The organism is Piscinibacter gummiphilus, assembly GCF_032681285.1.
Classification (GTDB): Bacteria; Pseudomonadota; Gammaproteobacteria; order Burkholderiales; family Burkholderiaceae_C; genus Rhizobacter; species Rhizobacter gummiphilus_A.
In genome coordinates, this window is the sequence record NZ_CP136336.1 from 2,598,803 (window position 1) to 2,623,867 (window position 25,065).

Sequence of the window (25,065 nt, forward strand, 5' to 3'; positions counted from 1 at the left end):
GAGGCCGCGATGATGCGGCATCAACCGTCGATGCGCAGCCAGGTGGTCTTGAGTTCGGTGTACTTGTCGAACGCATGCAGCGACTTGTCGCGCCCGTTGCCGCTCTGCTTGTAGCCGCCAAAGGGCACGGTGATGTCGTCTTCGTCGTACTGGTTCACGTGCACGGTGCCGGCACGCAGCGCCCGGGCCACGCGGTGCGCGCGGTTGAGGTTGCTGCTCCAGACGCTCGCTTGCAGGCCGTAGGTGGAGTCGTTGGCCATCGCGATGGCTTCTTCCTCGGTCTTGAAGCGGATGACCGAGAGCACCGGGCCGAAGATCTCGTCGCGGGCGATCCTCATGCCGTTGGCGACGCCGTCGAAGACCGTGGGCTGCACGTAGAAGCCGCCCGTCTCGGCACGGGCCCGCTCGCCGCCCGCGACGAGCTTCGCGCCTTCCTGGCGGCCGGCCTCTATGTAGCCGAGCACGGTCTTGAGCTGCGTGTCGTCGACGAGCGCGCCCATTTCGGTCTTCGCATCAAGCGGGTCGGCCGGTTGGTGGGCGGGCGCGGTGGCGGCGACGACCTTCACGAAGTCGTCGGCAATGCTCTCGTGCACGAACACGCGCGAGGGCGCGTTGCACGACTCGCCCTGGTTGAAGAACATGCTGCCGGCGACCGTCTTGGCGGCGCGCGCGAGGTCGTCGAAGTCGGGAAAGACGACGAAGGCCGACTTGCCGCCGAGCTCGTTGTAGACGCGCTTGAGGTTGCTGCGGCCCGCGTACTCGAGCATCTTTCGGCCCACGCGCGTGGAGCCGGTGAAGCCGATGGCATCGACCTCCATGTGCAGCGCGAGGGCTTCGCCCGCCTCGTGGCCGTAGCCGGGCACGACGTTGAACACCCCCTCCGGCAAGCCCGCTTCGATGGCCAGCTCGGCCAGCCGCAGTGCGGTGAGCGGCGATTTCTCGCTCGGCTTGAGCACCACCGAATTGCCCGCCGCGAGCGCCGGCCCGAGCTTCCAGGCGGCCATGATCATGGGGTAGTTCCAGGGCACGATGGTGCCGATCACGCCCATCGGCTCGCGCGTGATGAGGGCGAGCGAGTTGTGCGGCGTGGGCGCGATCTCGTCGTAGACCTTGTCGATGGCCTCGCCGTACCAGCCGATGCAGCGCACGGCGAGCGTCACGTCGACCGACAGGCTGTACTGGATGGGCTTGCCCATGTCGAGCGTCTCCAGCAGCGCGAGTTCTTCGCGGGCCGCGTGGATCTTCTCGGCGAAACGCATCAACACCTGCTTGCGCGCGGCCGGCGCCTGGCGGGCCCAGCGGCCATCGGCGAAGGCCTTGCGCGCGCTGGCGACGGCGTGGTCGACGTCGGCCTCGCGGCTGCGGGCGACCTGCGTCAGCGTGCGGCCGTCGATGGGTGAGATGCAGGCGAAGGTTTCGCCGTCGGCGGCGGCGATGCGCTGGCCATCGATGAACGCCCGGCCATCGAGCCGCACCTGGGCGGCACGGGCATGCCAGTCGGGCAGGGGGGTGTTCATCGGTCGACCTCGCCTTTCACTTCAGAAGCTCACAACGACACCGAGGCCGATCAGGTGGTTGGTCTTCTTGTAGCCGCCGTTCTTCGCATCGAGGAACACGGCTTCGGTGGCGCGGTCGAGACGGTACTCCGCCTTCAGCGTGGTGTTGAGGTTGAAGAGGTAGCCCACGCCGAGCGAGAGGGCAAATCGGTTCGCTCCGTTGCTGCAACCTTCGGTGGCGGGGAAAACCAAGCAGTCAAGTGTGCCATCCGGACCAATGCCGTTACGGTCGTCTGAGGTGGTGTAGCCGAGCAAGCCGCCGCCGTTCTTTCGATTGTTGAGATAGTCCATGCGCATGATGCCCTCGAAGCGAGGTGTGAACTTGTGCGCCACGAGGGTTGAGAGTCCCCACCATTGGGCATCGCGTAGGTCATTGGTCACCGGATCGACTGTGACGGCGGCATTGCGCTGCATACCGTAGGTAACCTGGGCCTGCGCCGTCCAGTCACCGCGGATGAAGTAGGCGTCGAACTCAAATAGATTCACTGTTGAGTCTCGTTGCGGAACTGGTTCACCGAGGATATCGACGACGTTCTCGGTGAGGTTGGCCGCCTTGCCATGCACGCCCGCAAAACCGAAGCCCTGGAACTCGCCGCGCGAGTAGTCCACGCGGTAGGCAAACACCGGCGAGCGCTCGCGCTGGTCGCGCGTGCTCTTGTTCATGTTGGCGATCACCGCCTTGTAGATCCACTTGCCGCGAGTGATGTCGAACCCGGCGCCGGTGTACGCGGTGGGCAGCGTGAAGTCGAAGAGCAGGTTGTGGGTGATCAGCTTGTTGAGCGTGGGCTGCAGGTACTCGTAGCCCGACCAGTCGGGGATCTGCCCAGCGATGAAACGCGTCTGCAGGTCACTCAGCGGGATCGAGACCGTGGCCTCGTGCACCGGCGAGTTGCCGTCAAACACCGAGCCCACGCCGCGGTTGGGCGCGAGCGTGAAGCGCCACTTGGTGCCGCCTTCCAGTTCCTTCTGGAAGTCGAGGATGGCCATGCCGAAGTAGGAGTTGTCGTAGTTGTAGCCGCCGTCTTCCACCTTGTTCAGGAACTGGAAGCCCGAACGCCGCTGCAGCTTGTTGTAGATGAAGCTCGGGTCCATCTGCCCGCTGATCTTGAGCAGTCTGAAGCCCATCGCTTCTTGCGAATCCTCCAGCGCCTCGGTCTTGATGGCGATGCGGTTGAAGTCGCGCTGCTGCTCCTCGGTCATGCCACCGGAGGCGGGTTTGGCCTCCGCGTCTTTCAGCTTCTTTTCCAGCGCGTCGACCTTCTCCTTGAGCGCACGCTGCTCTCGCCGCAACTCGTCGATGGACTGCGCCTGCACCGCAAGCGGGAAGGCGGCAAGCAAAGCCAGGGGCAGGATCTTCTTCATTGGTTCTCTCCTAGTGGCTGCAGTGAGTTGTCGTCGTCAGGATCGGTAAGCTTCGGCCATCTCGCGCTGCCGCTGGCGTTCGCGGCGCGCGATCAAGAGGCTGGCGAATGCCACGCCGACGGCCACGAAGAGCACGATCAGCGTGGCCACGGCGTTGATGCTCGGGCTCAGGCCCAGGCGGGCGCGCGAGAAGATGACCTGCGGCATGGTGGTGGCACCCGGCCCCGAGAGGAAGGCGGAGACCACCACGTCGTCGAGCGAGAGCGTGAAGGTGAGCAGCCAGGCCGACAGCAGCGACTGCGCGATCATCGGCAGCGTCACCAGCATGAAGACCTGCGCGGGGCGAGCGCCGAGGTCCATGGCTGCTTCTTCGAGCTGCGGGTTGAGGTCTTGCAGACGGGCCTGGATCACGACCGTGGCGTAGGCCATGCCGAGCAGCATGTGGCCAAGCCAGATGGTGAGCATGCCGCGCTCGGGCACGCCGATCAGGCGCTGCACCGAGACCAGCGTGAGCAGCAGCGACAAGCCGATGATGACCTCGGGCATCACCAGCGGCGCGCTCACCATGCCGGTGAAGAGCGTGCGGCCGAAGAAGCGCTTGTACTTGACGAGCGCAAAGGCCGCGAGCGTGCCCAGCACCACCGAGCCGCAGGCGGTGAAGAAGGCGATCTTGAGCGAGAGCCAGAAGCCGGCGAGCAGCTCGTGGTCGTCGGCCAACTGGGCGTACCAGTGCAGCGTGAAGCCGCGCCAGATGTTGGGGACGGGCGAGTCGTTGAACGAATAGATGACGAGTGCCGCGATCGGCAGGTAGAGGAAGAGGTAGCCGGCAGAAAGCCACCCGCGCCCGAACCATTTCTGCATCCCGTTCATCGCCGCGCCTCCTGCGCCTCAGCCTGGTATTTGCTGAAGAGCGCCAGCGGCACGATGATGAGCAGCACCATCACCACGGCCACGGCTGAGGCCATCGGCCAGTCGTTGTTGCTGAACATCTCGTCCCACATCACGCGGCCGATCATGAGCGTCTGCGGGCCGCCGAGCAGCTCGGGCACCACGAGTTCGCCCACGCAGGGGATGAATACGAGCATGCTGCCGGCGATGATCCCGGCCTTCGAGAGCGGCACCGTCACCTTCCAGAACGCGACCCATGCGGTGGCCCCGAGGTCGGCTGCGGCCTCAAGCAGGCGCAGGTCCATCTTGGCGAGATTGGCGTAGAGCGGCAGCACCATGAAGGGCAGGTAGGTGTAGACCATGCCCAGCACGAGCGAGAACGGTGTATGCAGCAGGAGCCCGGGTGTCTGGATGATGCCGAGCGCGGCCAGCAGGTGGTCGAGCCCGAGGCCGGTGATGAGCTGGTGCGCCCAGCCGTGTTCGCTCAGCAGCCCCTTCCAGGCGTAGACGCGCAGCAGCAGCGAGGTCCAGAAGGGCAGCATCACGAGCATCAGCAAGGCGGGCTGCAAGGTGGCCCTGGCCCGGGCCATGAAGTACGCGAAGGGATAGCCGATGACGAGGCACAGCAGCGTGGCCACGCCGGCGTATTTGAGGCTCGCGAGGTAGGTCTTGAAGTAGAGATCGTCTTCGGCAATGAAGAGGTAGTTGCGCAGCTGGATGGCGAACTGCAAGCTGCCGTCCTTGAAGGTGATGAGGTCCTTGAAGTGGACGGCCTCCATCTCCGAGACGCTGATCTTCATGACCACCAGGAAGGGCAGCAGGAAGAAGGTCAGCAGCCACAGATAGGGCGCGCCGATCACCGCGCTGCGGCCCCGTGTGGCCGCATGGGCCAGTGCCTGCAGGCGCGTGGCGAGCTTCATGCGGTGAGCACCACTTGGGCGGTGGGCGACCAGTGCGCCCACACGCTGTCACCCCGCGCGATGGGCAGGTCGCAGTGGCGCTCGGTGTTGCTCTCGCTGACCTTGAGCTGCTTCCCGTTCGCGAGGAGCAGGTGGTAGACGGTGAAGCTGCCGAAGTACGACATGTCTTTCACCGTGCCCTGCAGCTGGTTGTGCGGGCCGTGGGGGCCGGCGGGCGGCGTGGCGTCGAGCCGGATCTTCTCGGGCCGCAGCGCCACCGTGACGGGCATGCCCACCGTGCCCGTGATGCCGTGGCCGACGTAGTGGGTGCAGCCCTCGCAGGTGATGACCACGTGGTCGGGCTCGTCGACGGTGAGCGTGCCGTCCATCAGGTTCACGTTGCCGATGAAGTCGGCCACGAAACGGGTGGCCGGTGTTTCGTACACCTCTTCCGGCGCACCGACCTGCAGCAGGCGGCCTTCGCTCATCACGCCGATGCGGGTGGCCATGGTCATGGCCTCTTCCTGGTCGTGCGTGACCATCACGCAGGTCGCGCCCACGTTGTGGATGATGTTGACGAGCTCGATCTGGGTTTCTTCGCGCAGCTTCTTGTCGAGCGCGCCGAGGGGCTCGTCGAGCAGCAGCAACTGCGGCTTCTTGGCGAGGCTGCGGGCGAGCGCCACCCGCTGCTGCTGGCCGCCCGAGAGCTGGTGCGGCTTGCGCTTCGCGTACTTGCCGAGCTGTACGAGCTTGAGCATGTCTTCGACCTGCGCGGCGATCTGGTCTTTCGGCAAACCGTCGCGCTTCAGGCCGAAGGCGATGTTGTCCCACACGGTGAGGTGCGGGAAGAGCGCATAGCTCTGGAACATCATGTTCAAGGGCCGCTCGTAGGGCGCGAGGCCGGCGAGGTCTTGGCCGTTGAGCACGATCCTGCCGGTGGTCGGCGTCTCGAAGCCCGCGAGCATGCGCAAGAGCGTGGTCTTGCCACAGCCCGAGGAGCCAAGCAGCGCGAAGATCTCGCCTTTTTCGATGTCGAGGCTGACGTCGTTGACGGCCTTGACGCCGTCAAAGTCCTTCACCACCTGCTCGATCTGCAGGAAAGCCATGCGGGCCTCCGAAGGAATCAGAGGCCGGTCTTGAACGAGGTGTAGGTGCGCGTCATCAGGCGCCGCAGATCGTTGGCGATCGCGTCGGGCGCCGACATCTTCTTCATCTCGGACTCGGGCGGGAACACCGTCGGGTTGTTGGCCACCTCGGGCTTGATGAACTTCTTCGATTCCTTGTTGGGGTTGGCGTAGAACACCTTGTTGGTGAGCGACGCATGCACCTCGGGCTTCAAGATGTAGTTGATGAACTTGTGCGCGTTGCCGGGGTGGGCCGCGTCGTTCGGGATCACCATCACGTCGAAGAAGAGCAGGCCGCCGGTCTTGGGCAACAGGGCTTCGACCTTCTGGCCGGTCTTGCCGTCGATGGCGCGCTGGCGGGCGATGTTGATGTCGCCCGACCACCCGAGCGCCAGGCAGATCGAGCCACTGGCCATGTCGTTGATGTAGCCCGACGAGCTGAAGAGCGTCACGTAGGGGCGGATGGTCTTGAGCAGGTTGGCGGCGGCCTGATAGTCGGCGGTGTTCTTGCTATAGGCGGGCTTGCCCAGGTAGTAGAGCGCGGCGGGCACCACTTCGGTGGGCGAGTCGAGGAATGACACGCCGCAGCTCTTGAGCTTGCTGATGTACTCGGGCTTGAAGACGAGATCCCAGGCGTTGTCGGGCATCGGGGTGCTGCCGAGGGCGGCCTTCACCTTGTCGACGTTGATGCCCACCGTGGTGTAGCCCCACAGCCAGTTGACCATGTACTGGTTGCCCGGGTCGAGCTTGGCGAGTTGCGCCTGCACGTCGGCGTCGAGGTTCTTGTAGTTGGGGATCAGGCTGCGGTCGATCTTGCGCAAGAGGCCACCGTCGATCTGCAGCTTGGCCCAGTGGGAAGAGGGCACGACGATGTCGTAGCCGGTCTTGCCGGCCACCAGCTTGGCGTGGACGATCTCGTTGTTGTCGAAGTTGTCGTAGCGGACCTTGATGCCGGTCTCTTTTTCGAAGTTGCGAAGCGTGTCTTCGGCGATGTAGTCGGACCAGTTGTAGATGTTGAGGATCTTCTCTTCCTCCTGTGCGTTGGCGGCCGTGCCCCAGATCAGGGCCGTTGCCGCCATCACTGCACCCACCACACCTGCCAATCGCTTCATCGCTCTCTCCTTGATGTTGGGATTCTTCGCTGCGCGAGTCTAGGCAGCGCGCCGACAGGGGGCTCTAGAGGCAAACCCCGTGCCATGTTTGGGACTCTGTCACCACCAGCCGCGCTGCTTCAACTCCTGTTGCGTCAGATCAAGACACTTGCGGATCAGCACGGCCATCTCGTCGATCTGCGCCTTGGTCATCACGAGCGGCGGCGCGACGATCATGCGGTCACCGACGGCGCGCATGATGAGCCCGTTGCCGAAGCAGTGCGCGCGGCAGACCATGCCCACTTCGAGCTTGCCGTCGAACATCTCGCCCGAGGCCTTGTCTTTCACGAGCTGCAGTGCGCCCATCATTCCGCAGGTCTGCACTTCGCCCACGAGCGGGTGCTCGGCGAGCGCGGCGAACGTCTCGGCGAGGTAGGGCCCGATCTCGGTGCGCACACGCTCGACCAAGCCCTCGCGCTGGATGAGCTTGATGTTGGCGATGCCCACCGCGCAGGCCACCGGGTGGCCCGAGTAGGTGTAGCCGTGGGCGAACTCGCCACCTTCCTCGATGAGCACCTTGGCCACACGCTCGCCGACCATCACGCCACCGAGCGGGATGTAGCCCGAGGTCACGCCCTTGGCGAACGTCATGAGGTCGGGCCTGTAGCCGAAGGTCTCGCAGCCGAACCACTGGCCGGTGCGGCCGAAGCCGCAGATGACCTCGTCGGACACGAGCAGGATGCCGTGCCTGTCACAGATGCGCTGGATCTCGGGCCAGTAGGTGGCCGGCGGCACGATCACGCCCCCGGCGCCTTGCACGGGCTCGCCGATGAAGGCGGCGACCTTGTCGGCACCGATCTCCAGGATCTTCTGCTCCAGCGCCCGCGCCGCCTTCAGGCCGAACTCGTCGCGGCTGAGTCTCCGGTCGCTCTCGTACCAGAACGGCTGCTCGATGTGCACGATGCCGGGGATGGGCAGGCCGCCTTGCTCGTGCATGCCGCTCATGCCGCCCAGTGAGGCACCGGCCATCGTGGAGCCGTGGTACGCGTTGTGGCGGCTGATGATGACGCTGCGCTCCGGCTGGCCCTTCAGGTCCCAGTAGCGGCGGACCATGCGCACGATGGTGTCGTTGCCCTCGGAGCCCGAGCCGCTGAAGAACACATGCTTGAACTGCGGCGGCGTCACCTGTGCGAGGAGCTCTGCGAGCTCGATCGCGGGCGGCGTGGTGGTCTGGAAGAAGGAGTTGTAGAAGGGCAGGGTTTCGAGCTGCTTCGTGGCGGCATCGATCAGCTCGCGGCGGCCGTAGCCGACGTTCACGCACCACAAGCCGCTCATCGCGTCGAGGAGCTTGTGGCCCTCGCTGTCCCAGAGGTAGATGTTGTCGGCGCGCGTGATGATGCGCGAGCCCTTGCCGGCCAGTGACTTGAAGTCGGTGAACGGGTGGAGATGGTGCGAGGCGTCGGCGGCCTGCCAGTCTTTGGTGGTTCTGGTGTTCATGGGCGGTGCCTCAGACGTGCAGCAGCAGGTGTTCGCGTTCCCACGGCGAGATCACCTTCATGAACTCGTCGTGCTCGATCTCCTTGATCTCGGAATAGACCGTGATGAACTCCTTGCCGAGCACGTCGTGCAGGTCTTTCTCGTCGCTGAGCCAGCCGAGCGCTTCGGAAAGCGAACGCGGCAACTGGTATTCGGAGAGATAGGCGTCGCCCTTGCATTCGGGCGAGGGCTCGATGCGGTTCTTCATGCCGAGGTAGCCGCAGGCGAGCGTGGCGGCCAGCGCCACATACGGGTTGGCATCGGCGCCGATCACGCGGTTTTCGATGCGGCGCGCCGAGGGCGTGGCCACTGGTGAGCGGATGCCGACCGTGCGGTTGTCGGTGCCCCACTGGATGTTGATCGGCGCCGACATCGAGCGGGCGAGCCGCCGATACGAGTTGACGTAGGGCGCGAAGAGCGCCATCGCCGCCGGCGTGTATTTCTGCAGGCCGCCGATGTACCAGTAGAACTCCTTGCTGGGCGTGCCGTCTGGGTTGCTGAAGATGTTCTGCCCGCTGCCGGAGTGCACCACGCTCTGGTGCACGTGCATCGCGCTGCCCGGCTCGTTGGCCATCGGCTTGGCCATGAAGGTGGCATACATCTCGTGGCGCAGCGCCGTCTCGCGGATGGTGCGCTTGAAGAAAAACACTTCATCGGCCAGGCCCAGCGGGTGGTCGTGGAAGAAGTTGATCTCCATCTGCCCGGCGCCCACTTCATGGATCAGCGTGTCGACGTTGAGCTCCATCTGCTCGCAGTACGCGTAGATGTCTTCGAACAGCGGGTCGAACTCGTTCACCGCGTCGATGGAATAGGCCTGGCGCGAGGTCTCGGCCCGGCCACTGCGGCCCTTGGGCGGGCGCAGCGGGGTGTTGGGGTCGGAGTTGCGCTCGACGAGGTAGAACTCGAGCTCGGGCGCCACGACCGGGTTCCAGCCCTCGGCCGCGTAGAGGTCGCAGATGCGGCGCAGCACCGAGCGCGGCGCGTAGGGAATCATGTTGCCGTCGCGGTCGAAGCAGTCGTGGATCACCTGTGCGGTCGGGTCCACCGCCCAGGGCACGATGCGCACCGTGCTCGGGTCGGGTCGCAGGTGCATGTCGCGGTCGGTCGCGTGGATGACGTCGTAGTACGGGCCTTCGTCCGGGAACTCACCCGTGACGCCGATGGCCACGATGGCCTCGGGCAGCCGCATGCCGCGGTCTTCGGTGAATTTCTCTCGCGGCAGGATCTTGCCGCGCGCCACGCCGGTGAGGTCGGGCACGAGGCACTCGATCTCGGTCACGCGGCGGTCGTTGAGCCACTGTTCGAGGTCGCTGAAGCTGAAGTTGTTCTTGTCCACCATCTGATCACCTGTGTAGTCGTTGAATCGTGTAGCGGCGGTCCGGCGCTGGCCGGAGCAAGACAGCTAGCGATCCGGATCAGGTTGCCGATGACGGTCGCGGTAGGCGCGGCAGGCGTCGCCGAAGGCGGTGAACAGTCGAACGGAGATGGGGTTGCTGGCGGCCTTCCACTCGGGGTGCCACTGCACGCAGAGGTTGAAGCCCGGCGCGTTGGCCATCGAGAAGGCTTCGACCAGCCCGTCGGGCGCTCGAGCCTCGACGCGCAGGCCGGGGGCGAGTTGTTTCACGCCCTGGCCGTGCGCGGTGTTGACCTGGAACTCGCGTGTGCCGACGACGGCCTCGAGCGTGCCGCCGGCTTCGACGAGCACCTCGTGCGCGAAGTCGTATTGCTCCTCGGGTGTCTTGTCGGTGATGCCGCGGTGGTCTCGCTGGCCGGGCACTTCCTGCACGGCCTGGTAGAGGCTGCCGCCGAGCGCGACGTTGGCCTCCTGGAAACCACGGCAGATGGCGAAGAGCGGGATGCCCCGGGCCAGCGCGCGCGGGATCATCGGCAGCGTCCAGGCGTCGCGGTCCTGGTCGAGCGGGAGGCTCGGGTCGTACACGTCTTCGCCGAAGTGGCTGGGGTGCACGTTCGACGGTGAGCCGGTGAGCAGCACGCCATCGGCATGGTCGAGCAGCTCGTCGAGCTCGTCGGATTGAACGAAGGGCACGATCAAGGGCAGGCAGCCGGCGAGCCGGATCGCGTCGATGTATTTCTTGCCAGCGATGTGGAAGGGATGTTCGCCCACCATGCGGTTGCAGGCGGGAACCAGGACCGCAGGCTTGCGGGCTGGCGCGGAAGCGGGAAGGGCGCTCATTGGGCTTGCTGCATGCCGGTTCTTGGCCGGTTTGCACTGGGCTTGCTGTTGACCATGTGGTTGCAAACAGTTTGCCCGGCTGCGGCGCGAAGTCAACAGCCAGATGCCCGCGGCATGGGCTTCGTCACAACAGATCGCGCAGCCGGTAGTACGCCATGCCGAGCACGAGCGCGGGCGTGCGCAGCAGGCGGCCTCCGGGGAAGGGGCGATGCTTGAGCCGCGCGTAGACATCGAAACGCTCGGCTTGCCCCGCGATGGCTTCGGCGACGAGCCTGCCTGCCAGCCCGGTGAGGGCCACGCCGTGTCCCGAGAAGCCTTGCAGGTAGTACACGTTGGGGTGCAGGCGCCCGAAATCGGGCGCACGGTTCATCGTGATGTCGACGAAGCCGCCCCATGCATGGGCGACGCGTGCGTTCGCGAGCTGCGGAAAGGTCTGCGCCATGCGCCGCTGCATGCTGGCGGCCAGGTTGGCCGGCGTGGCGGTGCTGTAGCTCACGCGGCCGCCATAGAGCATGCGGTGGTCGGCGGTCGGGCGGAAGTAGTCGAGCACGAAATTCGTGTCGCAAACAGCCGAGCGGCTGGGGATGAGGCGCTGGAGCAGGGCGGGGTCGAGCGGCTCGGAGGCAATGATGTAGGTACCGACCGGCATGATGCGGTCGGCCAAGGCGGGTGCGAGGCCCTGCAGGTAGACATTGCCGGCGAGCAGCACGTGCGCGGCGTGCACATCGCCGTGCGGTGTGTGCAGGCGCACGGTCGAGCCGGGCGTGATGGCGGTGACGGGTGTGCCTTCATGGATCTGCACGCCCAGCTCGCGCGCGGCGCGGGCCAGGCCCAGCGTGTACTTGAGCGGATTCAGGTGGCCGGAGCGTGGGTCGTGATAACCGCTGTGAAAGCACGGGCTGTCGATCCAGCGGGAGATCTCGGCTGGTGCGATCCACGTCGTGTCATACCCGTGGCGGCGCTGCATCTGTTCGAGCCAGTCCTGCAGGGCCCGCCCTTTGCGCGCACTGACGGCGAGACTCAGATAGCCGGGCTGCCACTCGCACTCGATGCCGAAGCGGGCGCTGCGCTGCGCGATCAGGTCCAGTGCTTCGAGCGTTGTGTTCCACACCATGCGGGCGTCGGCGTCGCCGAGCTGCGCTTCGATGGTGGACAGGTCGCAGGCGAGCCCCGCGATGGCTTGGCCGCCGTTGCGGCCCGAAGCACCCGTGCCCACCTGGCGCGCTTCGAGCACCGCCACGCGGTAACCCCGGTCGGCCAGCTCGATGGCGGCCGACAGCCCCGCAAGTCCGGCGCCGACGATGGCCACGTCGCACGCGAGATCGCCCTGCAGCGGGGGCTGTGGCGTCGGGCGCGCGGCCGTCGCGTCGTAGTACGAATCGCGGGCCAGCGCCTGGTCGGTGGCGAGAAAACCCACCACGAGAGCGTCAGGCGGCGCGCTTCAAGGCATCGGAGATCGTGCCGATGATCTGGTCGATGTGCTGGTTTTCGATGATGAGCGGCGGCGAGAGGGCGATCGTGTCGCCGGTGGTGCGGATCAGCACGCCCTTTTCCCAGCAGTCGAGGAAGACCGAGAACGCGCGCTTGCCCGGCTGCCCGTCGATCGGCTTGAGTTCGATGCCGCCGACGAGGCCGATGTTGCGAACGTCGATCACGTTCGGGTGGTCGCGCAGCGAATGCACTACGTTCTCGAAGGTGGCGGCCATCTTCGCGCCACGGGTCAGCAGGCCTTCATCGGCGTAGGTGTCGAGCGTGCCGAGTGCGGCGGCGCAGGCGAGTGGGTGGCCCGAGTAGGTGTAGCCGTGGAAGAACTCGATCAGGTGCTCCGGGCCGGTCATGAACGCGTCGTGGATCTTCTGGCTCGCGAACACGGCGCCCATCGGCACGCAGCCGTTGGTCAGGCCCTTGGCAACCGTCATCAGGTCGGGCGTCACGCCGAAATGCGTGGCGGCGAAGGGCGAGCCGAGTCGGCCGAAGCCGGTGATGACCTCGTCGAAGATCAGGAGGATGCCGTGCTTGTCGCAGATGGCGCGCAGGCGCTCCAGGTAGCCCTTGGGCGGGATCAGCACGCCAGTCGAGCCCGCGACCGGCTCGACGATCACGGCGGCGATGGTCGAGGCGTCGTGCAGCGCGACGAGGCGCTCCAGGTCGTCGGCCAGGTCGGCGCCGTGCTCGGGCTGGCCGCGGGTGAAGAGGTTGCGGGTGTCGTGCGTGTGGCGGATGTGGTCGACGCCCGCGAGCATTGCGCCAAACATCTTGCGGTTGGCGACCATGCCGCCCACCGAGATGCCGCCGAAGTTGACCCCGTGGTAACCGCGCTCGCGGCCGATGAGGCGGGTGCGCTGCCCTTCGCCGCGCACTCGGTGGTAGGCGAGGGCGATCTTGAGCGCGGTGTCGACCGACTCGGATCCCGAATTCGTATAGAAGACCTTGCTGAGGCCGGGCGGCGTGAGCTTCACCAGGCGCTCGGCCAACTCGAACTGCTTGGGGTGGCCCATGTTGAAGGGCGGGGCGAAGTCCATTTCGGCGGCCTGTGCGCGGATCGCCTCCACGATCTTCGGCCGCGCATGCCCCGCGTTTACGCACCAGAGGCCAGCCACGCCGTCGAGCACCTTGCGGCCTTCGGGGGTCCAGAAATGCATGCCTTCGGCGCGGGAGATGAGGCGCGGTGCTTGCTTGAACTGCCGGTTGGCAGTGAAGGGCATCCAGTAGGCGTCGAGCTGGTCGTTCATCTTTGCACTCCTCAGAGGGTGTGATTTATGGGTTGAATCAAATGGCCGTGGAACGGAGGGTTTGCGAATGAGCGGCGAGCCATCGTCGGGTGATCGTACGACTGCCGCGTTGTGCCGTCAGGCGGGCCGAGGATTCCACGTTGAGCACGATCAGTGTTGTCGCCGCTTTTCCACATCGAGGAATTGGCGTTTCACGATATGAGAGCCTGCGTTGTTGCGCCGCCGCAATTTCTCTCATATCGGAAGAAATGATTTCGTATACAGAAACAAATGCGCTAACTTGTTGATTTAATTCACTTCGACGGCGTGTCTTATATAAGACATAAGTCTTCCCCTTCTCGCGTTGCGCCGCTATCCTTCTTGCAGTTTTCCGACGCGTTCGTTTTCTCTCAACCTCTGGAGTTCGTCATGACCAGTCAGACCCGTGAGCAACAAATTGCCGCCCTTGAAAAGGATTGGGCCACCAACCCGCGCTGGAAGGGCGTGAAGCGCGGCTATTCCGCCGCCGACGTCGTGCGCCTGCGCGGCAGCCTGCAGCCTGAGTACACGCTGGCCAAGCGCGGCGCTGAAGTGCTGTGGGACAAGGTCAATGGCAGCGCCAAGAAGGGCTACGTGAACGCGTTCGGCGCCATTACCGCCGGCCAAGCCATGCAGCAGGCCAAGGCTGGCCTCGAGGCCGTGTACCTGTCGGGCTGGCAAGTCGCCGCCGACGGCAACACCTCGGAAACCATGTACCCCGACCAGTCGCTGTACGCCTACGACTCGGTGCCGACCATGGTTCGCCGCATCAACAACACCTTCAAGCGTGCCGACGAGATCCAGTGGTCGCGCGGCATCGGCCCGGGCCACAAGGAGTTCATCGACTACTTCCTGCCCATCGTGGCTGACGCGGAAGCCGGCTTCGGCGGCGTGCTGAACGCCTTCGAACTGATGAAGAACATGATCGCCGCGGGCGCTGCCGGCGTGCACTTCGAAGACCAGCTGGCCGCCGTGAAGAAGTGCGGCCACATGGGTGGCAAGGTGCTCGTGCCGACGCAAGAAGCCTGCGAGAAGCTGATCGCTGCCCGCTTCGCCGCTGACGTCATGGGCGTGCCGACCATCGTGCTGGCCCGCACCGACGCTGAAGCTGCGAACCTGATCACGAGCGACCACGACGCCAACGACAAGCCCTTCCTGACCGGCGAGCGCACGCAAGAAGGCTTCTACCGCGTGAAGAACGGCCTCGAGCAGGCCATCAGCCGCGGTGTTGCCTACGCGCCGTACGCCGACCTCGTGTGGTGCGAAACCGGCACGCCGGACATCGGCTTCGCCCGTGAATTCGCCCAAGCCGTGCACGCCAAGTGCCCGGGCAAGCTGCTGTCGTACAACTGCTCGCCGTCGTTCAACTGGAAGAAGAACCTCGACGACAAGGCCATCGCCGAGTTCCAGCAGAAGCTGTCGGACCTGGGCTACAAGTACCAGTTCATCACCCTGGCTGGCATCCACATCAACTGGTACAACACGTTCCAGTTCGCCCACGCCTATGCCCGCGGCGAAGGCATGAAGCACTACACGGAAATGGTGCAGGAGCCCGAATTCGCAGCTCGCGAGCGCGGCTACACCTTCGTGTCGCACCAGCAGGAAGTGGGCGCCGGTTACTTCGACGACGTGACCACCGTGATCCAGGGCGGTTCGTCCTCGGTCAAGGCGCTGACCGGCTCGACGGAAGAAGAGCAGTTCCACTGATCTTCTTCAACTCAGCTCTTCGATGAGCTGTTGATGTAGTGGGTTGAGGCCCGAGAGTCTTTTGGCTCTCGGGCTTTTTTCTTGGGCTACATCGACGCGGCGATGATCTCGCGGTACTCGCCCTCCGTGGCCACGCGCGGGTTGGTCTTGTGGCAGTGATCCTTCATCGCGCCTTCGATGATGCGGTCGAAGAGGTCTTCGCCGACACCCATCGCGCGCAGGCCGGACGGCAGGCCCAGCCGGCGGTTCAGATCGCGCAGCGCTTCGGCCAGCTCCGTGCCCTTCGAGTCGCACGAGCCGATGCCGATGGCGTGCGCCATGCGTTGCAGCCGCTGCTCCTTCTGGATCGACCCGGCCGCCGCGTTGAACTTCACCACCTCGGGCAGGAACATCGCGTTGAGCGTGCCGTGATGCAGCTTCGGGTTGGCTCCGCCCAGGCTGTGGCTGAGCGAATGCACCGCGCCGAGACCTTTCTGGAAGGCCATCGCGCCTTGCATGCTGGCGCTCATCATGTTCCAGCGGGCCTCGCGGTCGGCGCCGTTTTCAGTCGCACGCACGATGTGCTTCCATCCGCGCTCCAGGCCGTCGAGCGAGATCCCGTCGGCGGGTGGGTTCACGGCCGGGGCCATGAAGGTTTCCATGCAGTGGGCGATGGCGTCCATGCCGGTGGCGGCGGTGAGCAGCGGGGGCAGGCCCATCGTCAGTTCGGGGTCGCAGATCGCGGTCTTGGGCAGCAGGTGCCAGCTGTGGAAGCCGAGCTTGCGGCCGTCGTCGACGATCACGATGGCGCCTCGTGCGACTTCGCTGCCGGTGCCGGCCGTGGTGGGCACGGCGATCACGGGGGCGACGGCCTCGGTGATCTTGGGACTGCCGCCTTCGATGGTGGCGTAGGTCTTCAGCGGGCCGGGGTGCGTGGCGGCGATGGCAACGCCCTTCGCGAGATCGATGCTCGACCCGCCGCCGACCGCGATGAGGCCATCGCAGCCTTCGCGCTTGTAGATCTCGACGGCCGCACGCACCGCCGCTTCGGTGGGGTTGAACGGCGTCTGGTCGAACACCGCATGCGAAACCTTGCCGAGCGCAGCCAGGGCCTTGTCGAGCACGCCGGCCGCGCGGATGCCGGGGTCGGTGACGACCAGGGGCTTCTTCATGCCGGTGCGTTCGCACTCCTGCGGCAGCAGGCTCACGGTGCCGAAGTCGAGCTGGATCTGGGTCAGGTAGTAGATGAAGGCCATGTTGGAACTGCTGACGCGAGAGGAGGGGAGCGGCCAGTATGCTCTGGCCCTCCGCCCGGCTCCATCGGGTCATCCCATAAAGCTCACGCGTGAGTCGCCATCTCCTGACCCCCTCCATGCGCAGCCTGCTCGAGCGCATTCACCGCGCCGGCGTGCCGCCTCTCTATTCGCTGCCGGTGCGCGAGGCGCGAAAGGCCTACACGTTGCGCTCGGAAGTGCTCGACCTGCCGCGCGCGCCGCTCGCGCGTGTCGAAGACATCACCATCCCCGCAGCCGATGGCACCCCGCTCGCCGCGCGCCTGTATGCGCCCTCCAGCGCCGTGTTGCCCGTGATGCTCTACACGCACGGGGGCGGCTTCACCATCGGCAACCTCGAAACGCATGACAGCCTGTGCCGCCAGCTCGTGCTGCGCAGCGGCGTCGCGGTGGTGGCGCTGCATTACCGGCTCGCGCCCGAACACCGTTTCCCCGTTGCGGTGGAAGACAGCTGGTCGGCCATGACCTGGCTGGCGCGACACGGCGCCACGCTCGGGCTCGACGGCACCCGCCTCGCCGTGGGCGGCGACAGCGCCGGTGGCACGCTCGCCGCCGTGTCGGCCCTGCATGCCCGCGACATTGGCCTGCCACTCGCCCTGCAGCTGCTCATCACCCCCGGCACCACCGCGCATCAAGACACCGCCTCGCACGAGCAGTTCGAAAGCGGCTTCCTGCTCGAAGGCGAGGGCATCGCCTGGTTCTTCAACCACTACATCGACCGCGCCCACCGCGACGACTGGCGCTTCGCGCCGCTCAACGCCGACGATGCCGAAGGCGTGGCGCCGGCCTGCATCATCCTTGCCGAGTGCGACCCGCTGGTCGACGAAGGCATCGCCTACGCCGACAAGCTGCGTGCCGCGGGCGTGCCGGTCGAGCTCGAGCTCTACCGCGGCGTGACGCACGACTTCATCAAAATGGGGCGGGCGCTGCCCGAGGCGATCGCCGCACTCGACGCCGCCGCCCTGGCTCTCAAGAAAGCGCTAGCACCATGAAAAGAAACGAGTTCCGCTTTGCCGAACGCCTGCGTGTGCGCTGGGCCGAGGTCGACATGCAGAAGATCGTCTTCAACGGCCACTACCTGATGTACTTCGACACGGCCGTGGGCAGCTACTGGCGCGCACTGGCGATGCCCTACACCGAGACCATGGAGTACCTGGGCGGTGATCTCTTCGTGCGCAAGTCGACCCTCGAGTACATGGGCTCGGCGCGCTATGACGACGTGCTCGACGTCGGCGTGCGTTGCGCGCGCATCGGCAATTCGTCGCTGATCTTCCAGTGCGCAGTCTTCCGCAACGACCAGGCGCTCGTCACGGGCGAGCTGGTCTATGTGTTTGCCGACCCGGCCACGCAGACCTCCAAGCCGGTGCCGCAGGAGCTGCGTGAAGTGCTGCAAGGCTTCGAAGCCGGCAAGGCGATGGTCGATGTGCGGGTGGGAGGCTGGAGCGAGCTGGGCAAGGACGCACGCCAGATCCGCACCGCCGTCTTCATCGAAGAGCAGGGCATCCCGAAAGACATGGAGTGGGACGAGGCGGACCCCGACCCGGGCTGCGTGCACGCCGTGGCCTACAACCGGTTCGGCCAGCCGCTGGCCACCGGGCGTCTGCTGGAGCATGTGCCGGGCGTCGCCAAGATCGGCCGCATGGCGGTGTCACAGACGATGCGGGGCAGCGGCGTCGGCCAGTCGGTGCTGGAAGCGCTGATGAAAGCTGCCCGCGAACAGGGCTACCGCGAAGCGGTGCTGCATGCGCAGATGTCGGCCGCGGCCTTCTACACGCGGGCAGGCTTCGTCACGCGCGGGGCGATGTTTGAAGAGGTCGGGATTCCGCACATCGAAATGGTGCGGACCCTCTGATCAGACGCTCGGCGCTGGCGCCCGGCGCCGCCGCGAGCCTTCCGGCTTGAGCAGGCTGCGCACACGGGTCTTGCGGGCCGGCTCGGCCGTCGTCTCTTCGCTTTCGGTCACCACGCCCTGCGCCGCGGGCACCTCCGAGGCCTCTTCGGTGTAGCGCGGCGGCCAGTCCTTGAGCGACGAGCGGCGCAGGAGCGCCATGCCGCCGGTCGGGCTGTAGGTGCGCTCCAGCACGTGCGTGACGAGGCGCTTGTTGACGCGCTCGGTGATGACGAGCGTGGTGCTGCGGGTGCCGTAGGCGCCATCGGGCGTGCGGATGAAGGCCGGCGACAGCGCTTTCTCCAGTTCGTGCGGCACGCCGGTCATGGGCAGCTGCTCATCGGGCGCGGGGGTGCGGTCGTTCATCGCGTCGAACAACTCCACGGCGAGCATGTCGAGCGACTCGGCGCCATCGACGGACTCGCGCACCCGCTCCTTGAGCTGCGTGACCTTGGGCCAGGGGGTGTCAAGCGATGCGTTCGACAAGCCGTAGAGCCCGCGCTCCAGCCGCATTGGATTGGAGTCCTGGCTCGAGGCGAAGAAACACTCGCCGCGGCGGAAGTCGGCCGCCACGAGGTTGAAGCCGTTGTAGCCCGACAGCGCCGTGTGCATCCAGAAGCGGTCGGCGCTCAGGTCGCCGTTGAGCCAGCGGGTGACGATGCTGCCGCGCGACGGTGCATTCGGGTCGCGATTGGCCGGGTCGCGCACGTTGGTGATGAGGGCGAGCCGGCCCTTGGCCGTGAGGCCGAGCCAGGTGCCGCCGGCTTCGAGGTCGCGGCCCCCGAGGATGTCGGGCTGGCCTGCGCCGGGCGACCACCACGCCAGGCGTGCGGCCGGGCGTTGGAAAAACTCATCGCGGTTTGCCGCGATCACGAGCGGGAAGCGCCGCGATTGGTCGAGCGCGATGGCGACTAGGCACATGCGTCGAACTCCTCGGTGTGGCGTGGGCCTTCGATCCAGGGCGCGAGGGCCAGGGCGGCGCTTTCGATCGCACCTTGCAGTGCGCTGTCGATGCCGTCAGGGGAGGAGTAGGTTTCCATCCAGGTGTGCAGTCCATCTGCCGCTTGTGGGCGGCGCAGCAGCCGGGCTTGCAAACCGGGGTGGCGTGCGCGCAACTCGGTCTGCATGCGCGACACCTGGGCGTGCAAGACGCTGGCGTTCTCTTGTGTCGCTCGATAGTAGATGAACAACTCGCGCACGATCCGCCTCCGCCGAGCAGCGCCGTGAACTGTTGCCGCGCTGGCGCAGCGCGTTGTGTCAGGCCGTTTCGGCCGACGGCAACAAGTACGGCAATTCCTCACGAATCAGGGCCGGCCCGTCGGCCGCACCCGCGTGCACCGTGCCGCCGTCCAGCGCCGCAAGCTTGAGCTCGACAAGCGCCAGCCGGGACGCCGCGTTCACCACCAGACCGGCCGGCTGCGACGGGTCGGCGTCGTGGAAAACCTCCTGCCCGGCCTTCAGCTCGGCCGGGCCGCTGAAGAGGAAACTGCGCCGCTTGATCGTGCCGCGGTACTGGCTGCGCGCGACCACCTCCTGGCCCGGGTAGCAGCCTTTCTGGAAGTCCACGCCTCCCAGCACTTCGTAGTTGAGCATCTGAGGCACGAACTGGTCGACGGTGGCGGCTTCGATGCGGGCCACGCCGCTCTTCACTTCGCCCAGGCGCCATGCGGCCTCGTCGAGCGTCGGGAGCGCAGGGGAGGGCACGTCGAGCGGCGCGGCCCACAAATAGCGGCGTGCGCCCTCCACATCGGGCAGGCGCACGACGTCGGCGCCACCGTGCACGCTCTTGCCCCACACCTGCGTGGGCGCGGCCGCGCCGAGGAAGGCGTCGGCCGAGGGGCCGGCAAGGCCGAGCAGGCGCCACTGGCCCGAGGCATCGCTCAGCTTGCACTTGGCTCGCAGCACGAACATCGACAGGCGCTTCTGCGTGGTGGCCAGCAGGTCGGCGCTGCAGGCGAGCAGGATGTCGTCGGCGCTGCGCTTCCAGCCGATGAAGCTTGCGAGCAGTCGGCCCTTGGCGGAGCAGTAGCCGGCCAGGCGCGCTTCGGCGGTGCCGAGCTGCGAGAAGTCGTTGGTGAGCTGGCCGTGCAGGAAGCTTGCGGCGTCGTCGCCTTGCGCGCGGATCAGGCCCCAGTGCGGCAGCGGCGCCGCGCCGTCCAGTGAGAGAGAGGTCGTCATGCGGCGATTATCATCAGCCGCCATGATCCCAGTGCTTGTAGGTGTGATGTCGGGTGTGATGCGCCACGACGGCGGAGCGGGCCGCTCGTGAGATTCCTGAAGCGACTTTTCTGGCTGCTGGTGCTCGTGCTGCTGCTGGCCGCGGGTGCCGTGGCAGGTGCGGCCTATTGGTGGCTCGAGCAACCGCTGCCGCTGGCCAACCCGTCGATCGAAGTCTCCATCGAGCCCAAGACCTCGCCACGCGAGGCGGCCCAGGCCTGGGTGCAGGCCGGCGTGCAGACCGATGCGCGGCTGCTTTACGAATGGTTTCGCTGGTCGGGCCAGGCGCGCAAGATCCGCGCGGGCAGCTACCAGGTCGGCACCGGCGTCACGCCGCGCACGCTGCTCGACAAGATGGTCAAGGGCGACGAGGTCATGGCCACCGTCCGCCTGATCGAAGGCTGGACCTTCCGCCAGTTCCGCGCCGAGCTGGCCAAGGCGCCCGACCTCAAGCAGACCACCGCCGCGATGACCGAAGCCGAGCTGATGGCCGCCATCGGCTCGCCCGACCTGCGCGCCGAGGGCCGCTTCTACCCCGACACCTACGCGTTCAGCAAGGGCGCAAGCGACCTCGCCGTGCTCAAGCGCGCCCACCGCGCCATGCAGCGCCAGCTCGACGCCGCCTGGGCCGAGCGCAGTGCCGACACGCCGCTCAAGAGCCCCGACGATCTGCTCAAGCTCGCCTCCATCGTCGAGAAGGAGACCGGCGCGGCGAAAGACCGCGGGCTCGTTGCCGGTGTGTTCATCAACCGCCTGCGCATCGGCATGCCGCTGCAGACCGATCCGACCGTCATCTACGGCCTGGGCGAGCGCTTCGACGGCAACCTCCGCAAGGTCGACCTGCTGACCGACGGCCCGTACAACACCTACACCCGCGGCGGCCTGCCGCCCACGCCGATCTCGATGCCGGGGCGTGCCTCGCTGCTCGCCACCGTGCGGCCCGACAAGACGAAGGCGCTGTACTTCGTCGCCAAGGGTGACGGCTCCAGCCACTTCAGCGAGTCGCTCACCGAGCACAATCGTGCGGTGAACCAGTACCAGCTCAAGCGATGACCCGGCGCTTCATCACCTTCGAGGGCATCGACGGCGCCGGCAAGTCCACGCACATCGAGGCGCTCGCCGAGCGCCTGCGTCAGCGCGGCGGTGAAGTGGTGATGACGCGCGAGCCCGGCGGCACCGCGCTCGCCGAGAAGCTGCGCGAGCTGGTGCTGCATGCGCCGATGGACGCGCTCACCGAGGCGCTGCTCGTCTTCGCCGCGCGGCGCGACCACCTCCAGCAGGTGATCGCCCCCGCGCTCGCCAGAGGCGCCACCGTGCTCTGCGACCGTTTCACCGACGCCACCTTTGCCTACCAGGGCGCCGGCCGCGGCTTCGACACCGGAGTGCTCGGCGCGCTCGAAACCTGGGTGCAGCAGGGCCTGCAACCCGACCTCACGATCTGGTTCGACCTGCCGGCCGAGACCGCAGCCGAGCGGCGTGCCGCTGCGCGTACCCCAGACCGCTTCGAGCAACTCGACACCGCCTTCTTCAACCGGGTGCGCTCAGGCTATGCCACCCGCTTCGAGCAATCGCCGGAGCGCTTTGCCCGCATCGACGCCTCGCTGCCGCGCGAGCAGGTGTGGGCGCAGGTGGTCGACCACCTGGAGCGACGCGGGTGGTAGGCGCCGACGGCCAATTGCCGCTGCCCTGGCTCGGCAAGCCCTTGCAGGACGCGCTGCGCACCCAGCGCGGCCACGCGCTGCTGGTGCACGGGGCGCAGGGCACCGGGCAGTACGAGCTGTCGCTGTGCCTGGCGCAGGCCTGGCTGTGCGAAGGCGAGGGCGCACAAATGCCCTGCGGCACCTGCGCCAGCTGCCACCTCGTGCAGGCGCGTTCGCACCCCGACCTGCTGGTGCTGGTGCCCGAGGCCTTGCGCGAGTCGCTCGGCTGGGGCGGGGCGGACGATGGCGACGACGAGAAGTCGTCGAAGGCCAAGCCCAGCAAGGAGATCAAGGTCGAAGCCGTGCGTACGGCCGTGAGCTTCGCGCAGAGCACATCGGCACGGGGCCAGGGCAAGGTGGTGGTGATCCACCCCGCCGAGCGCATGAACGCCATCTCGGCCAACACGCTGCTCAAGACGCTGGAAGAGCCGCCCGGCGTTGCCCGCTTCGTGCTCAGCTGCGGGGCGCCCGACGCACTCCTGCCCACCATCCGCAGCCGCTGCCAGGCCGTGGCCCTGGGTCTTCCGCCCGCCGACGTCGCCAGCGGCTGGCTGGCCCAGCACAAGGTGGCGCAGCCCGAGGTGATGCTCGCGGCGGCCGGCGGCCAGCCGCTCGAAGCGCTGGCCTGGGTGCAGGACGGCATCGACGCGGTGAGCTGGACGCGCTTTCCCAAGCAGGTGGCCGGTGGCGAAGCCGCACCCGTGGCCGGCTGGCCGCTGCCGCTGCTGATCGAGGCGCTGCAGAAGCTCTGCCACGACGCCATGTGCGTGGCGAGCGGTGCACCGCCGCGCTACTTCCCGCCGGCCGCGCTGCCCGCCGGCGCCACCTTGCCGGCCCTTGCGGCCTGGTCGAAGGCGCTGCGCGACGCGCAACGCCACGCCGAGCATCCGTGGAATATGCCCGTGATGGCCGAGTCACTCGTGCTGCAGGCCGCGCAGGCACTGAAGTCCCCCTTGGCGGCGAAACCTCCTTCGGTACACTCGGCCAGATGAGCGAAGCGCCTTCAGCCCCCGTTCGAACCGCCGGCAACGCCCCAGCCGGCGCGCGCCCCAGCGTCATCCAGCTGGTGTTCCGCGAGAAGGGCGCGCTCTACGCCGCCTACATCCCGCTCTTCACCGACGGTGGCCTCTTCGTACCGACCACACGCGAGTACAAGCTCGGCGAAGACATCTACCTCCTGCTCTCTCTGCCCGACGACCCGCAGCGCTACCCGGTGGCCGGCAAGGTCGCCTGGATCACGCCGGTCAACGCGTCCGGCGGCCGCACGCAGGGCGTGGGCGTGCGCTTTCCGTCCGACGACAAGACGCGCGTGCTGAAGATCAAGATCGAGGAAATCCTCGGCACCTCGATCCAGTCGGCCAAGCCCACGCAGACCATCTGACGTTTCACGCCGGCCCGACAATGGGCAGATGTACGTCGATTCCCACTGCCACCTCAGCTTCCCCGAGCTGAAAGAAAAGCTCCCCGAGATCCGCGCCGCGATGGCCGCCGCACAGGTCGACCGCGCCCTGTGCATCTGCACCACGCTCGAAGAATTCGACGACGTGCACGCGCTCGCGATGGCCTACGACAACTTCTGGGCCACCGCCGGCGTGCACCCCGACACCGAAGGCCTGCGCGAGCCTTCGCTCGACGATCTGCTGGCCCTTGCCGCAAAACCGCGCGTGATCGGCATCGGCGAGACCGGCCTCGACTACTACCGCTTGAATGGCCGCAGCGTCGCCGACATGGAGTGGCAGCGCGAACGCTTCCGCACCCACATCCGCGCTTCCAAGCAGACCGGCCTGCCGCTCGTCATCCACACGCGCAGCGCCTCCGACGACACCATCGCCATCCTCAAGGAGGAGGGCGGAAACCACGGCGTCTTCCACTGCTTCACCGAAACGATGGACGTGGCCCGCGCCGCGCTCGACCTCGGCTTCTACGTCTCGTTCTCCGGCATCCTCACCTTCAAGAACGCAGCCGACCTGCGCGAGGTTGCGCGCTTCGTGCCCATCGAGCGCTGCCTGATCGAGACCGACAGCCCCTACCTCGCGCCGGTGCCGCACCGTGGGAAGACCAACAACCCGTCGTTCGTGCCCTTCGTGGCCAAGCTGATCGGCGAACTCAAGGGGCTCACCCCCGAGGCGGTGGGCGAACACACGAGCCGCAACTTCGAGCGGCTTTTTCTGCAAGCGAACGTCACCTCGGGCGCGTGAAATAAGCACGACGGGGTTTGCGAGCGATCCGGCCGCAAGCCCTTGTCCGCACAGCGTTTTCGCGCATTCCCAGGCGTCGCTTCGACCCCGCCGCCCTGACAGGCTTGTCAGGGAAATTCCGACCCGCGGTCTGGTGGCGACCTGACTTTCTGCACTCACCCCTTGAGGCCTACATTGGCTCCACTGTCATCGCATTACCTGGAGCACAACATGGCGACCCCCGAAATCCTGTCGAACCCGTTTGCCCTGATGATGAATCCCGCCGAAGTGCTGGAAGCCGTGGCCCGATCCACCCGTCTCGATCACCTGCAGCGCCGCATCTGCCGCCCGCTCGACAAGCCGGTGATCGCGAAGAAGGAGTTCTCGATGGACGACTACGACGTCGCCATCGACAACGAACTCGAAACCGACTGAGACCGAATCCCGTTTGAGCTGCTGCGGGTCCTGGCCCGCAGCGCCCCCGGCGCCGCCAGCAGTACCGCGGCGCCGGACCTTCCTCCCTCCGGCGCCCTGAGCGCGCCGCAGCAGGCACAGCCCTTGCCCATGAAGACTCTCGACGTGAGGGCTTCATGCACCACAGGCAAGGCGCGACACCCAATCCCCCTCCATCAGCGGTAAGGCATGCCGTCAAAGCTGCCTCGGCGACGCACGGCTTTGCCTGCCCATGCGCCTGCGGGGGCGCCG

General features: G+C 66.6%; 24 protein-coding genes. 9 read left to right on the plus strand and 15 right to left on the minus strand.

The genetic code is table 11. The features are described from left to right. Positions 1-20 precede the first annotated feature (20 nt). The 11 genes from RXV79_RS12230 to RXV79_RS12280 form a co-directional block, all read right to left on the minus strand. Positions 21-1,517 (minus strand): aldehyde dehydrogenase, encoded by a 1,497-nt coding sequence (locus tag RXV79_RS12230; protein WP_316703688.1) that lies wholly within the window; start codon positions 1,515-1,517, stop codon positions 21-23. Positions 1,518-1,538: 21 nt separating this feature from the next. Continuing rightward, positions 1,539-2,918 (minus strand): DUF3138 family protein, encoded by a 1,380-nt coding sequence (locus tag RXV79_RS12235; protein ID WP_316703689.1) that lies wholly within the window; start codon positions 2,916-2,918, stop codon positions 1,539-1,541. Positions 2,919-2,954: 36 nt separating this feature from the next. Beyond that, positions 2,955-3,788, minus strand: coding sequence for an ABC transporter permease (locus RXV79_RS12240; protein WP_316703690.1), 834 nt, complete (start codon positions 3,786-3,788; stop codon positions 2,955-2,957). Then, complete coding sequence (locus RXV79_RS12245) at positions 3,785-4,726, minus strand: ABC transporter permease (protein WP_316703691.1); 942 nt, start codon at positions 4,724-4,726, stop codon at positions 3,785-3,787. Before RXV79_RS12245 ends, RXV79_RS12240 begins: the two co-directional genes overlap by 4 nt. After that, the gene (locus RXV79_RS12250) at positions 4,723-5,811 is read right to left on the minus strand and encodes an ABC transporter ATP-binding protein (RefSeq protein ID WP_316703692.1); all 1,089 of its coding nucleotides are present in this window, start codon (positions 5,809-5,811) and stop codon (positions 4,723-4,725) included. Before RXV79_RS12250 ends, RXV79_RS12245 begins: the two co-directional genes overlap by 4 nt. 17 nt (positions 5,812-5,828) lie before the next feature. Further along, on the minus strand, positions 5,829-6,908 hold the full coding sequence (locus tag RXV79_RS12255) for a polyamine ABC transporter substrate-binding protein (RefSeq protein ID WP_316704098.1): 1,080 nt from the start codon (positions 6,906-6,908) through the stop codon (positions 5,829-5,831). Positions 6,909-7,040: 132 nt separating this feature from the next. Then, positions 7,041-8,417 (minus strand): aspartate aminotransferase family protein, encoded by a 1,377-nt coding sequence (locus RXV79_RS12260; protein ID WP_316703693.1) that lies wholly within the window; start codon positions 8,415-8,417, stop codon positions 7,041-7,043. A 10-nt stretch (positions 8,418-8,427) separates the two neighbouring features. Further along, complete coding sequence (locus RXV79_RS12265) at positions 8,428-9,795, minus strand: glutamine synthetase family protein (RefSeq protein WP_296719223.1); 1,368 nt, start codon at positions 9,793-9,795, stop codon at positions 8,428-8,430. Positions 9,796-9,858: 63 nt separating this feature from the next. After that, positions 9,859-10,650 carry a gamma-glutamyl-gamma-aminobutyrate hydrolase family protein gene (locus RXV79_RS12270; RefSeq protein WP_316703694.1) on the minus strand — a complete coding sequence of 264 codons (792 nt, stop codon included), beginning with the start codon at positions 10,648-10,650 and terminating at the stop codon, positions 9,859-9,861. Positions 10,651-10,774: 124 nt separating this feature from the next. Then, a complete protein-coding gene (locus RXV79_RS12275; protein WP_316703695.1) occupies positions 10,775-12,067 on the minus strand; it encodes an NAD(P)/FAD-dependent oxidoreductase in 1,293 nt (430 codons plus the stop codon). Between the two features lie 10 nt (positions 12,068-12,077). Further along, complete coding sequence (locus RXV79_RS12280) at positions 12,078-13,382, minus strand: omega-aminotransferase AptA (protein WP_316703697.1); 1,305 nt, start codon at positions 13,380-13,382, stop codon at positions 12,078-12,080. A 408-nt stretch (positions 13,383-13,790) separates the two neighbouring features. On the opposite strand from RXV79_RS12280, the gene aceA reads away from it, so the two are divergent. Further along, positions 13,791-15,107, plus strand: coding sequence for an isocitrate lyase (gene aceA / locus RXV79_RS12285; RefSeq protein ID WP_316703698.1), 1,317 nt, complete (start codon positions 13,791-13,793; stop codon positions 15,105-15,107). A gap of 86 nt (positions 15,108-15,193) precedes the next feature. On the opposite strand, the gene RXV79_RS12290 is transcribed toward aceA, so the two are convergent. Beyond that, a complete protein-coding gene (locus tag RXV79_RS12290; RefSeq protein WP_316703699.1) occupies positions 15,194-16,342 on the minus strand; it encodes an iron-containing alcohol dehydrogenase in 1,149 nt (382 codons plus the stop codon). Positions 16,343-16,458: 116 nt separating this feature from the next. Here RXV79_RS12290 and RXV79_RS12295 point away from each other — a divergent pair, with 116 nt between their 5' ends. Then, entirely contained in the window at positions 16,459-17,370 is a 912-nt protein-coding gene (locus tag RXV79_RS12295) for an alpha/beta hydrolase (protein WP_316703700.1), read from the plus strand. Beyond that, the gene (locus RXV79_RS12300) at positions 17,367-18,230 is read left to right on the plus strand and encodes a YbgC/FadM family acyl-CoA thioesterase (RefSeq protein ID WP_316703701.1); all 864 of its coding nucleotides are present in this window, start codon (positions 17,367-17,369) and stop codon (positions 18,228-18,230) included. Before RXV79_RS12295 ends, RXV79_RS12300 begins: the two co-directional genes overlap by 4 nt. Here the strand turns inward: RXV79_RS12300 and RXV79_RS12305 are convergent, their stop codons facing one another. From RXV79_RS12305 to RXV79_RS12315, 3 genes are read right to left on the minus strand one after another with little or no spacing between them, the layout of a single operon-like run. Beyond that, positions 18,231-19,187 carry an NRDE family protein gene (locus RXV79_RS12305; RefSeq protein WP_316703702.1) on the minus strand — a complete coding sequence of 319 codons (957 nt, stop codon included), beginning with the start codon at positions 19,185-19,187 and terminating at the stop codon, positions 18,231-18,233. After that, entirely contained in the window at positions 19,178-19,465 is a 288-nt protein-coding gene (locus RXV79_RS12310) for a DUF4936 family protein (protein WP_316703703.1), read from the minus strand. The genes RXV79_RS12305 and RXV79_RS12310 overlap by 10 nt, the downstream gene beginning before the upstream one ends. Positions 19,466-19,523: 58 nt before the next feature. Then, positions 19,524-20,468: a CAF17-like 4Fe-4S cluster assembly/insertion protein YgfZ gene (locus tag RXV79_RS12315; protein ID WP_413816681.1), complete on the minus strand. Its 945-nt coding sequence runs from the start codon at positions 20,466-20,468 to the stop codon at positions 19,524-19,526. A gap of 63 nt (positions 20,469-20,531) precedes the next feature. Between RXV79_RS12315 and mltG the strand changes: the two genes are divergently transcribed. The 6 genes from mltG to RXV79_RS12345 all read left to right on the plus strand — a co-directional run bounded on the left by mltG (position 20,532) and on the right by RXV79_RS12345 (position 24,795). Next, entirely contained in the window at positions 20,532-21,536 is a 1,005-nt protein-coding gene (gene mltG / locus RXV79_RS12320) for an endolytic transglycosylase MltG (RefSeq protein ID WP_413816682.1), read from the plus strand. Further along, positions 21,533-22,144, plus strand: coding sequence for a dTMP kinase (gene tmk / locus RXV79_RS12325; protein WP_316703707.1), 612 nt, complete (start codon positions 21,533-21,535; stop codon positions 22,142-22,144). The genes mltG and tmk overlap by 4 nt, the downstream gene beginning before the upstream one ends. Next, on the plus strand, positions 22,138-23,175 hold the full coding sequence (gene holB, locus RXV79_RS12330; RefSeq protein ID WP_316703709.1) for a DNA polymerase III subunit delta': 1,038 nt from the start codon (positions 22,138-22,140) through the stop codon (positions 23,173-23,175). The genes tmk and holB overlap by 7 nt, the downstream gene beginning before the upstream one ends. Next, the gene (locus tag RXV79_RS12335; protein ID WP_316703710.1) at positions 23,172-23,564 is read left to right on the plus strand and encodes a PilZ domain-containing protein; all 393 of its coding nucleotides are present in this window, start codon (positions 23,172-23,174) and stop codon (positions 23,562-23,564) included. Before holB ends, RXV79_RS12335 begins: the two co-directional genes overlap by 4 nt. A 28-nt stretch (positions 23,565-23,592) precedes the next feature. Next, the gene (locus RXV79_RS12340) at positions 23,593-24,381 is read left to right on the plus strand and encodes a TatD family hydrolase (protein WP_316703712.1); all 789 of its coding nucleotides are present in this window, start codon (positions 23,593-23,595) and stop codon (positions 24,379-24,381) included. Positions 24,382-24,591: 210 nt separating this feature from the next. Next, the gene (locus RXV79_RS12345) at positions 24,592-24,795 is read left to right on the plus strand and encodes a hypothetical protein (protein ID WP_316703713.1); all 204 of its coding nucleotides are present in this window, start codon (positions 24,592-24,594) and stop codon (positions 24,793-24,795) included. Positions 24,796-25,065 lie beyond the last annotated feature (270 nt).